Below are 8,829 nucleotides of genomic sequence, written 5' to 3'. Positions count from 1 at the left end.
CCGTCGGCGAAGCGGAGCGTGCGGGAGTGCGCCCACATGAAGGCCAGCGGGAAGGCCTGGCTCACGCCGCCGCCGCCGTGGAGCTGCATGGCGCGGTCGATCACCCGCAGCGTCATGTTCGGCACCGCCACCTTGATCTCGGCGATCGCCTGCCGGGCCGCCTTGTTGCCGACGGTGTCCATGAGCCAGGCGGCGTGGAGCACGAGCAGACGGGCCTGGTCGATCTCGATCCGCGACTGGGCGATGCGCTCGAGCGTGATGTCGTTCTCGCTCAGCCGCTTGCCGAACGCCACGCGCTCGTGGGCGCGCTGGCACATGAGCCCGAGCGCCCGCTCGGCCACGCCGATCTGGCGCATGCAGTGATGGATCCGGCCGGGGCCCAGCCGGCCCTGGGCGATCTCGAAACCGCGGCCCTCGCCCAGCAGCATGTTGGAGGCCGGCACGCGCACGTTCTCGAAGAGGACCTCGCCGTGGCCGTGGGGCGCATCGTCGTAGCCGAACACGGTCAGCATGCGCACGATCTTGATCCCCGGCGTGTCGCGGGGGATCAGGATCATCGATTGCCGCTTGTAGGCGTCCGGGTTCCGCGGATCGGTCTGGCCCATGAAGATGAGGATCTGGCAACGCGGGTCGCCGATGCCCGAGGTCCACCACTTGTGGCCGTTGATCAGGTAATGGTCGCCGTCGCGGGCGATGGAGGACTGGATGTTGGTGGCGTCGGAGGAGGCCACCTTCGGCTCGGTCATGGCGAAGGCCGAACGGATCTTCCCCTCCAGCAGGGGGACGAGCCACCGCTTCTTCTGCTCGGGCGTGCCGTAGCGCACCAGCACCTCCATGTTGCCGGTGTCGGGCGCCGAGCAGTTGAAGACCTCGGGGGCGATGGGCGAGCGCCCCATGATCTCGCAGAGCGGCGCGTACTCGAGGTTGGCGAGGCCGGCCCCGTGCTCGCTGTCGGGCAGGAAGAGGTTCCACAGACCCCGCTCCCGCGCCGCGGCCTTCAGCTCCTCGAGGATCGGCGGCACCTGCCACCGGGTCGGCCCCGCGTTGAGCTGATCGACGAAGGTCTGCTCGTTCGGCAGGATGTGCTTCTGCATGAAGTCGGTCAGTTGCTCCATGTACATCTTGGTGCGGGGCGAGTAGTCGAATTCCATCGCGGCCTCCTCAGGCGCCGGACCAGACCCGCGTCGGGGAGCGGACCAGGCCGAACCGATCGACGAGTATGCGCGCCGCGGCGGCGGCGGCCAGTGCCGCCAGCGCCGTCAGCGCGGCGGCCGCGACGACGTCGGTCGCGGTGGGCAGCGCGTGGCTCAGCGCCGGCGTGCGGGCGAACATGAGGCCCGACACGGCCAGGAGCCCCAGGCCGAAGGCGAGCGCGGCGGCGCGCGGCCGCCGCCGGGCGTCCATCAGGGCCATGAGCGCCGCCGGCAGGAGCGGGAAGACTCGGATGGAGACGGCGCGGCCCGGCCGCGTCCCGTTCCGGCGCGCCATGTCGTGGGCGACGGCGATGGGCGAGTCCGGATGGCTCGCGATCGTCTCCTCGATGGCCGGGGTCGGCCGCGTGAGCGCGAAGCCCGCGTCGGCCACCGCGATGCCCACGTAGTGCAGCGCCAGCGCGCCGAGGGCGAGGATCAGCGGGGTGGCGCGCAGCGGGGCCAGCCGCGACGTCAACGCCAGGGTGAACCCGAAGGCCAGCGTTCCCAGCATCGCCCAGGCGAAGAAGGACAGGCCGCCCCGCCGGAACGCCGTCTGGATCGCCGGGTCGACGGTGATGTAGAAGGCGGCCAGCAGGAGCGTGCCACCGGCCAGGAGCGCGGCGTGGCGCCGGCGGCTATCCGGCGGCCACAGCTCCAGCGCGATGAGCAGGCAGCCGAGCGTGTTGACCTGGGCGCCGGCCAGGCCCAGCAGGTGGGGCGGGCTCCAGAGCGTCACGTCGACGCCGAAGAGCCGGTGCCAGAGATCGTCCACGGGCGCCGCGAGGATCGTCAACGCCATCCCCCACCACGCGAGGTGGAAGCCGGGCGTGCCGGCGAGGCCCAGCACCCGCACGCCGTCACGAGGGGGCTCGCCGCGCTGGGCGCGCAGCGTCTCGAGCCCGAGCACGCCGAAGGCGAGGACGGCGGCGATCGTGACTCCGGCGTAGGTCATCAGATGCGGCGCGATCCAGAAGGAATCGCGCCCGATCAGCAGGTGCCAGCGGATGTCCCACTGCACGCCCAGGCCGCCGAGCATCTTGGCGCCCAGCAACCCCCACAGCGCCGCCTGCCGCACCAGCCGCAGCTCGGCGGGAGCGTGGGCGACGGCGGCCTCGATCCGGGTGGCCATGCGCCGTCATTCTACTCCCTGGCCGCGGCGCCCGGCCCGCGTCTGGGAACGCGGGTGAGGCGGCCCCCCCGGGGTATGCTGTCGAAGTGCACGATCATGGGCTCGTCCGGCTGGTCGCGCTCGTCGTGTTCTGCGCGGCCTATCTCGGACTGAGCCTCGGCCGCCTTCCCCCCTTCCGCGTCGACCGCACCGGAGTGGCCATCATCGGAGCCACCGCGATGGTCATCACCGGGGCGGTGCCCTGGGACGAGGCCGTCGCCGCCGTGGATGCCCATACGCTGGTGCTGCTGTTCGGCATGATGATCGTCGCCGCCTACCTGCGCCTGTCCGGGTTCTTCCGCCTGGTGACCACGTGGGCCATCCGCCGGGCGCGTACGCCGGTCGCGGTGCTGGTGGCGGTGGTGGCGGCGTCCGGCGTGCTGTCGGCGCTGTTCGTCAACGACGTGGTGTGCCTCGTCCTGGCGCCGCTCGTCATCGAGATGACCCGCCGGCTCGGCCTGCCCCCGGGACCCTACCTGATCGCGCTGGCGACGGCCGCCAACGTCGGCAGCGTCGCCACGCTGACCGGCAATCCCCAGAACATGCTGGTGGGCAGTTTCTCCGGCATCAGCTATCGCGGGTTCCTGGTACGGGAGGCGCCGGTCGCCATCCTCGGGCTGGCCTGCGTGGTCGCCGTCGTCTGGCTGGTCTACCGCCAGCGCCTTCCCCCCGCGCTCGCGCCGGCGACTCTCCCGGACCCGCTCCACGTGCACTACCCGCTCATGATCAAGACCGTGCTGGCCGTCGGCGTCATGCTCGTGGCCTTTCTGATCGGGGTGCCCATCGCCCTGGTGGCGATCGCCGGCGCCGCCTACACGTTGCTCACCCGACGGGTCAAGCCTCAGAAGGTCTATCGCGAGATCGACTGGGAGTTGCTGGTGCTCTTCACCGGACTCTTCGTGCTCACCGGCGGCATCGAGCGGGCCGGCCTGACCGAGGAGTTTCTCCGCTCGCCGGTGGCGGCCCATCTCCATCGGCCGCTGGTGTTGACGGCGGCGACCGCGGTTCTTTCGAATCTGGTCTCGAACGTCCCGGCCGTGCTCCTGTTCACGCCGCTGATCCCCAAGTTCGCCGAGCCCGAGCGGGCCTGGCTGGTCCTGGCCATGGCCTCGACCCTGGCGGGCAATCTCACGATTCTGGGGTCGGTGGCGAATCTCATCGTCGTCGAGTCGGCCCGCGAGGCCGGCATCCGCATCGGATTCGCCGAGTACTGCCGGGTCGGCGTGCCCCTCACGCTGGTCACCCTTCTGCTCGGCTGGCTCGTTCTGACCTTCATCCCGGTCTGACGCGCTCCCCCGCACGCTTTCAAGTCCCGCCCATTTGGGCGACAATAGGCCCCCGTGGCGCCCCTCGGACCCGGACGCAGCTTGCTTGCTCCGCTCGCTGCCCTAATCGTCGCGATGGGCTGCGGGAGCGACCAGTCCGCCACGGCCTCGCCGCAGAGGAGCGGACCGGCGGCGGCGAAGCCACGCGAGGTCCGCGTCGTCGCCGCCGTGGAGACGAAGATCGCGCGCACGGTCGCCGTTACCGGCACCCTCGCCGCCGAGGACCAGATCGTGCTCAGCATGAAGGTCACCGGTCGGCTCGCCGAGCTGATGGTCGATCTCGGCAGCCGCGTGCGTCGCGGCGAGGTCATCGGGCGCCTCGATCCCACCGACTTCCGTCTGCGCCTGGAACAGGCCCAGGCCGCGCTGCACCAGGCGCGCGCGCGTCTGGGCCTGCCGTCCGACGGCACCGACGATCGCGTCAATCCCGACGAGACCGCGCTCGTCCGCCAGGCCCGCGCCATGCTCGACGAGTCGCGCCTCAACCGCGAGCGCATGGCCAAGCTCTGGGAGCAGCAGCTCGTCGCTCGCGCCCAGCTCGACACCGCGGTCGCCGCCGACCAGGTGGCCGAGGGCCGGTACCAGGACGCCCTCGAGGAGGTGCGCAATCGCCAGGCGGTCCTCGCTCAGCGCCGCACCGAGGTCGAGCTGACCCGCCAGGCCGTGGTGGACACGGAGTTGAGGGCGCCGGCCGACGGGATGATCCGCGAGCGGCGGGCGTCCGTCGGCGAGTTCCTGGCGGCCGGCACCCCGATCGCCACGCTGGTCAAGATCCATCCCCTGCGCCTTCAGCTGGCGATCCCCGAGCGCGCGGCAGCGGATGTCCGGGTGGGCCAGGAAGTGCGCGTGAGCGTCGACGGCGACCCCGGCGTCTACACCGGACGCGTCGTGCGCCTGTCGCCCTCGATCCAGGAGCAGAACCGCACGCTCAGCGTGGAGGCGGAGGTGCCCAACACCGCCGGCGCGCTGCGCCCGGGCGCCTTCGGCCGGGCCGAGGTCGTGATCGCCGCTGACCAGCCGACGGTCTTCGTGCCGGCCTCGGCGATCGTGGTCTTCGCGGGGATCGAGAAAGTCCTGACCGTGCGGGAGGGCAAGGCCGAAGAGCGGCGCGTCGTGACCGGGCGGCGAGACAGAGATCGCGTCGAGATCGTGGAAGGCCTGCGAGCCGGCGAGGCCGTGGTGGCGGAGCCGGGGAACCTGGTGGGCGGCCAGGCCGTGACGGTGAAGCCGTGAGCCGGGCCGATGAGCGTCGCCAGACTTCGTTCTCGGACTCAGGCAGGCTCGCCTCGCGCCGCGGCGGCGCCACGGCTCCGCACTTCCACGCCAATCCTCACGCACAGCACGGTGCCCTGAGGCCATGACGAGTCGCAGCGTGCGAAAGTGCTCGGTCCGAGCGCGGGCTTTGCCCGCGCAATCCTGTCCTGGGGGGAGGATTCGGAAGGGGGGCGAAGCCCCCCTCCGAGGGTAGTGCAGAAGCTCGCCGAAATCTGCATCCGCCGGCCGGTGTTCGCCTCGATGATCGTGCTGTCGCTGGTCGTCGTCGGCACGGCCAGCTACTTCCGTCTCGGCGTCGACCGCTTCCCCGCCGTCGACCTGCCCACCGTTTCCATACGGACCGAACTGCCCGGCGCCTCCACCGAGGAGATGGAGACCCAGGTCTCGCAGAAGATCGAGGAGGCGGTCAACACCATCCAGGGCATCAGCGAGCTGCGTTCGATCACGAGCTCCGGCAACTCCATCGTCGTCGTCACCTTCAACCTCAACCGGCAGATCGACGTGGCCACCCAGGACGTGCGCGACAAGGTGGCCGCCGCCATTCGGAACCTGCCCCGGGATATCCGGACGCCGATCATCTCCAAGACCGACAACGATCAGGCGCCGGTGATCACCGTAGCCGTGGCCGGCAACCGGTCGCTGAAGGAGCTGACCGAGATCGCGGACAAGCTGGTCAGGGTCGAGCTGGAGCGGTCGTCGGGGGTGGGCGAGGTTCGCATCGTCGGTGGTCTTTTGCGGGCGGTGAACGTCTGGATCGACGCCGACCGCCTGGCGGCCTACCAGATCCCCATCACCGCGGTGCGCGACTCGATGGGCCGGCAGAACGCCGACCTGCCCGGCGGCAACGTGACGGCCGGGCTCAACGAGAAGTCGCTACGGACGATGGGACGGGTGGCCGACCCCAGGTCCTTCAACGATCTCGTGGTGGCGACGATCAACGGCTCGCCGGTACGGATCCGCGACATCGGCCGGGCCGAGGACGGGACCAAGGAGCAGCGCTCGGCCGCCCGCCTCGACGGTGTGCCCACGGTCGTGCTGGAGGTGCGCCGCCAGTCCGGTGAGAACACGGTGGCCGTCATCGAGTCGGCCAAGAAGAACCTGGCGCGGCTGGCCCCCCGCATCCCGGCGGACGTGCGGCTCGAGATCATCCGCGACCAGTCCCGCTACATCCACGCGGCGCTGCACGAGATCAACGTGCACCTGATCCTCGGCTCGATCCTGGCCTCGCTGGTGGTGCTGGTGTTCATGCGTTCCTGGCGGTCCACGCTCATCGCCGCCGTCGCCATCCCGACCTCGACCATCTCTGCCTTCGGCGTGATGTGGACGCTCGGGTTCACGCTCAACAGCGTCACCATGCTGGCCCTCGTCCTCATGGTCGGCATCGTCATCGACGACGCCATCGTGGTCCTGGAGAATATCTTCCGCTTCGTGGAAGAGAAGAAGATGCGGCCGTTCGAGGCGGCTCGGGAGGCCACCCGCGACATCGGCCTGGCCGTCCTGGCCACGACGTTTTCGCTGGTGGTCATCTTCGTGCCGGTGTCGTTCATGTCGTCGGTGTCGGGACGCTTCCTCTACCAGTTCGGTCTCACGGCGGCGGCCGCCGTCCTGGTCAGCCTGCTCGTCAGCTTCACGCTGACGCCGATGATGAGCGCCCGGCTGCTCCGTACCGCGGACGCGGCGCGACACGGTGCCGGGGGCGGGGAGGGGTCCCGGCCTTCGGAACCCCACTCGCCCGGGACCCTCCCCGCCCCCGGGACCGCCCGATCGCGCGCGGGCTTCTATGCATACCTGGACCGCGGTTACACGTGGACGCTGGCCTGGTCCATGGGCCATCGAATGCTGTTCGTCGCGCTGTCCCTCGTGGTCATCGCGTCGTCGTGGCCGCTCTACCGCCTGGTCAAGCAGGAATACGTCCCCAGCGATGTGGACGAGGCCGAGTTCGAGATGATCGTCATCGGGCCCGAGGGCATGAGCCTGGCCGCCATGGACGAGGCCATGCAGGCAGTGTCCCGCGAGGTGCGGGCCATCCCGGCCGTGCGCTTCATGCTGGCCCAGGCCGGTGGGAGCTTCCTGGGCCGCGTCAACCAGGCCAACGCCTACGTGCGCATCACGCCGCACGAGGAGCGGACGGTCAACCTCAAGAAGTTCTGGGCCGGGCTCAAGCGCGGTGAGCCGCTGGCCGTCTTCCGCGGCAACTATACCCAGCGCGACGTGATCCAGGAGGTCCGCCGCCGCGTCCGGAAGTTCCGTGACCTCCGGATATCGGTGCGGAACATCCCGGGCTTCAACATCGGGGGCGGCAGCTTCGACATCGATTTCGTCATCCGCGGCCCCGAGCTGACGGCGCTGGCCGAGTACGGCGAGCGGCTGCGCGAGAAGTCGCAGCAGCTCGGCGGCATCGTGGACGCCGACACCACGCTCAGGCTCGACCGCCCCGAGCTCCGGGTCCAGATCGATCGCGAGCGGGCGGCTGACCTCCGGGTGGAAACCGAGCAGATCGCCACCGCGCTCCGGCTGATGGTCGGCGGCGACGACGAGGTCTCACGCTTCCACGATCCGCTCGTCGACGAGGACTACGACGTCACGCTCCGCCTCACGGAGAGTTACCGCGGAAATCCCGGCACCATCTCACGGCTGTATATCCCGCGCTCGTCGGCTACCGCCACCACCTCCACCGGCGCCGCCCCCCAGGTCGGGCTGGCCCCGGGCGGCGGGCTCGTGCGACTCGACAACCTCGTCAAGATCGTGCCCACCCAGTCGCCCGCCCGCATCGACCGCTCGGACCGCCAGCGCGAGGTGCGGCTGCGCGCCCAGGTCGCGCCCGGCTACGGCCAGGCCGATCGCATCGACGCGCTCCGGGGGGCCTTCCGGGAGATGAACCTGCCGGCCGTGTACGTGAGCGCGGTGTCGGGCCGGGCCCGGGAGTTCGAGAAGACGTTCGTCGAGTTCCTGTGGGTATTCCTGCTCTCGGTCATCTTCATGTACATGATCCTGGCCTCGCAGTTCGAGAGCCTGATCCACCCGCTGACGATCTTATTGTCGCTGCCCTTGTCAGTCCCCTTCGCGATGCTCTCGCTCTGGTACAGCGGCAACACGCTCAACCTCTACTCGGCTCTGGGCATTCTGGTGCTCTTCGGCGTGGTGAAGAAGAACGCGATCCTCCAGATCGATCACATGAACAGTCTGCGCGCGCAGGGCATGGAGCGCCTGGCGGCCATCATGCTGGGCAACCGCGACCGGCTCCGCCCCATCCTCATGACGACGCTGGCCCTCGTGGCCGGCATGCTGCCGCTGTGGGCGGGCACCGGTCCCGGCGCCGAGGAGCGGCGCGCCATCGCGGTGGTCGTCATCGGGGGCCAGATGCTCTCGCTGCTGCTGACCCTGCTGGTCACGCCGGTGGCCTACTCGATCTTCGAGGACCTCGCCGCCGCGCTCCGCTGGCCGCGTCCGAGCCTCGTAGGCGGGCGCGTGCGCCAGCGCCTGCGGCGCCTGCGCCGGCGCGGGGCGGCGCCCGGCCTCGATCCGGCTCGCGCGGCGGCGGACGATGGTCACGCCACGGGCGATGGTCGCGGCCCGGCCGTGCCCCTGACGGACCGCGAGACTGCCGAGCGGCCCCGCTAGTTTAGTCGGAGGGGGCCTCGCGGCCCCCTCTGAACCTCCCCAGTGGATTGCGCCGGCGAAACCGGCGCTCGGGCCGAGGTGCCTTCGACACGCCGCCAGGGTTCGGTCTAGCCCCGATCCGAAATAAGCTCGCAGGTGAAAGCGGCACATGGCCGCGAACATGGGCGGTGTTCAGGAGATGGTTCGACCGCAGCCAGCGTCTCTATAGGAGGACGTGGGTGCGCACGTACCCACGCTGGCCACGGCC

The 8,829-nt window shown here is 70.4% G+C and carries 5 protein-coding genes; 3 read left to right on the top strand and 2 right to left on the bottom strand.

Annotated elements, in window-relative coordinates; genetic code table 11:
* Positions 1-1,151 (bottom strand): acyl-CoA dehydrogenase family protein (locus VGV13_07555; GenBank protein ID HEV8640936.1); only part of this gene is annotated, 1,151 nt, incomplete at its 3' end.
* Between the two features lie 10 nt (positions 1,152-1,161).
* Positions 1,162-2,322, bottom strand: a complete 1,161-nt coding sequence (locus tag VGV13_07550; protein ID HEV8640935.1) for a hypothetical protein — start codon at positions 2,320-2,322, stop codon at positions 1,162-1,164.
* Positions 2,323-2,408: 86 nt separating this feature from the next.
* On the opposite strand from VGV13_07550, the gene VGV13_07545 reads away from it, so the two are divergent.
* The 3 genes from VGV13_07545 (at position 2,409) to VGV13_07535 (ending at position 8,582) form a co-directional block, all read left to right on the top strand.
* Entirely contained in the window at positions 2,409-3,647 is a 1,239-nt protein-coding gene (locus VGV13_07545) for an anion transporter (protein HEV8640934.1), read from the top strand.
* 114 nt (positions 3,648-3,761) lie between these two features.
* A complete protein-coding gene (locus tag VGV13_07540; GenBank protein HEV8640933.1) occupies positions 3,762-4,919 on the top strand; it encodes an efflux RND transporter periplasmic adaptor subunit in 1,158 nt (385 codons plus the stop codon).
* Between the two features lie 234 nt (positions 4,920-5,153).
* A complete protein-coding gene (locus VGV13_07535) occupies positions 5,154-8,582 on the top strand; it encodes an efflux RND transporter permease subunit (protein ID HEV8640932.1) in 3,429 nt (1,142 codons plus the stop codon).
* The last annotated feature ends 247 nt before the right edge of the window (positions 8,583-8,829 follow it).

This window comes from Candidatus Methylomirabilota bacterium, from assembly GCA_036001065.1.
Lineage (GTDB): Bacteria > Methylomirabilota > Methylomirabilia > Rokubacteriales > CSP1-6 > MNEF01.
Note: the sequence above shows the minus strand (reverse complement) of the source record. Positions and strands in the feature narration are given on the sequence as shown.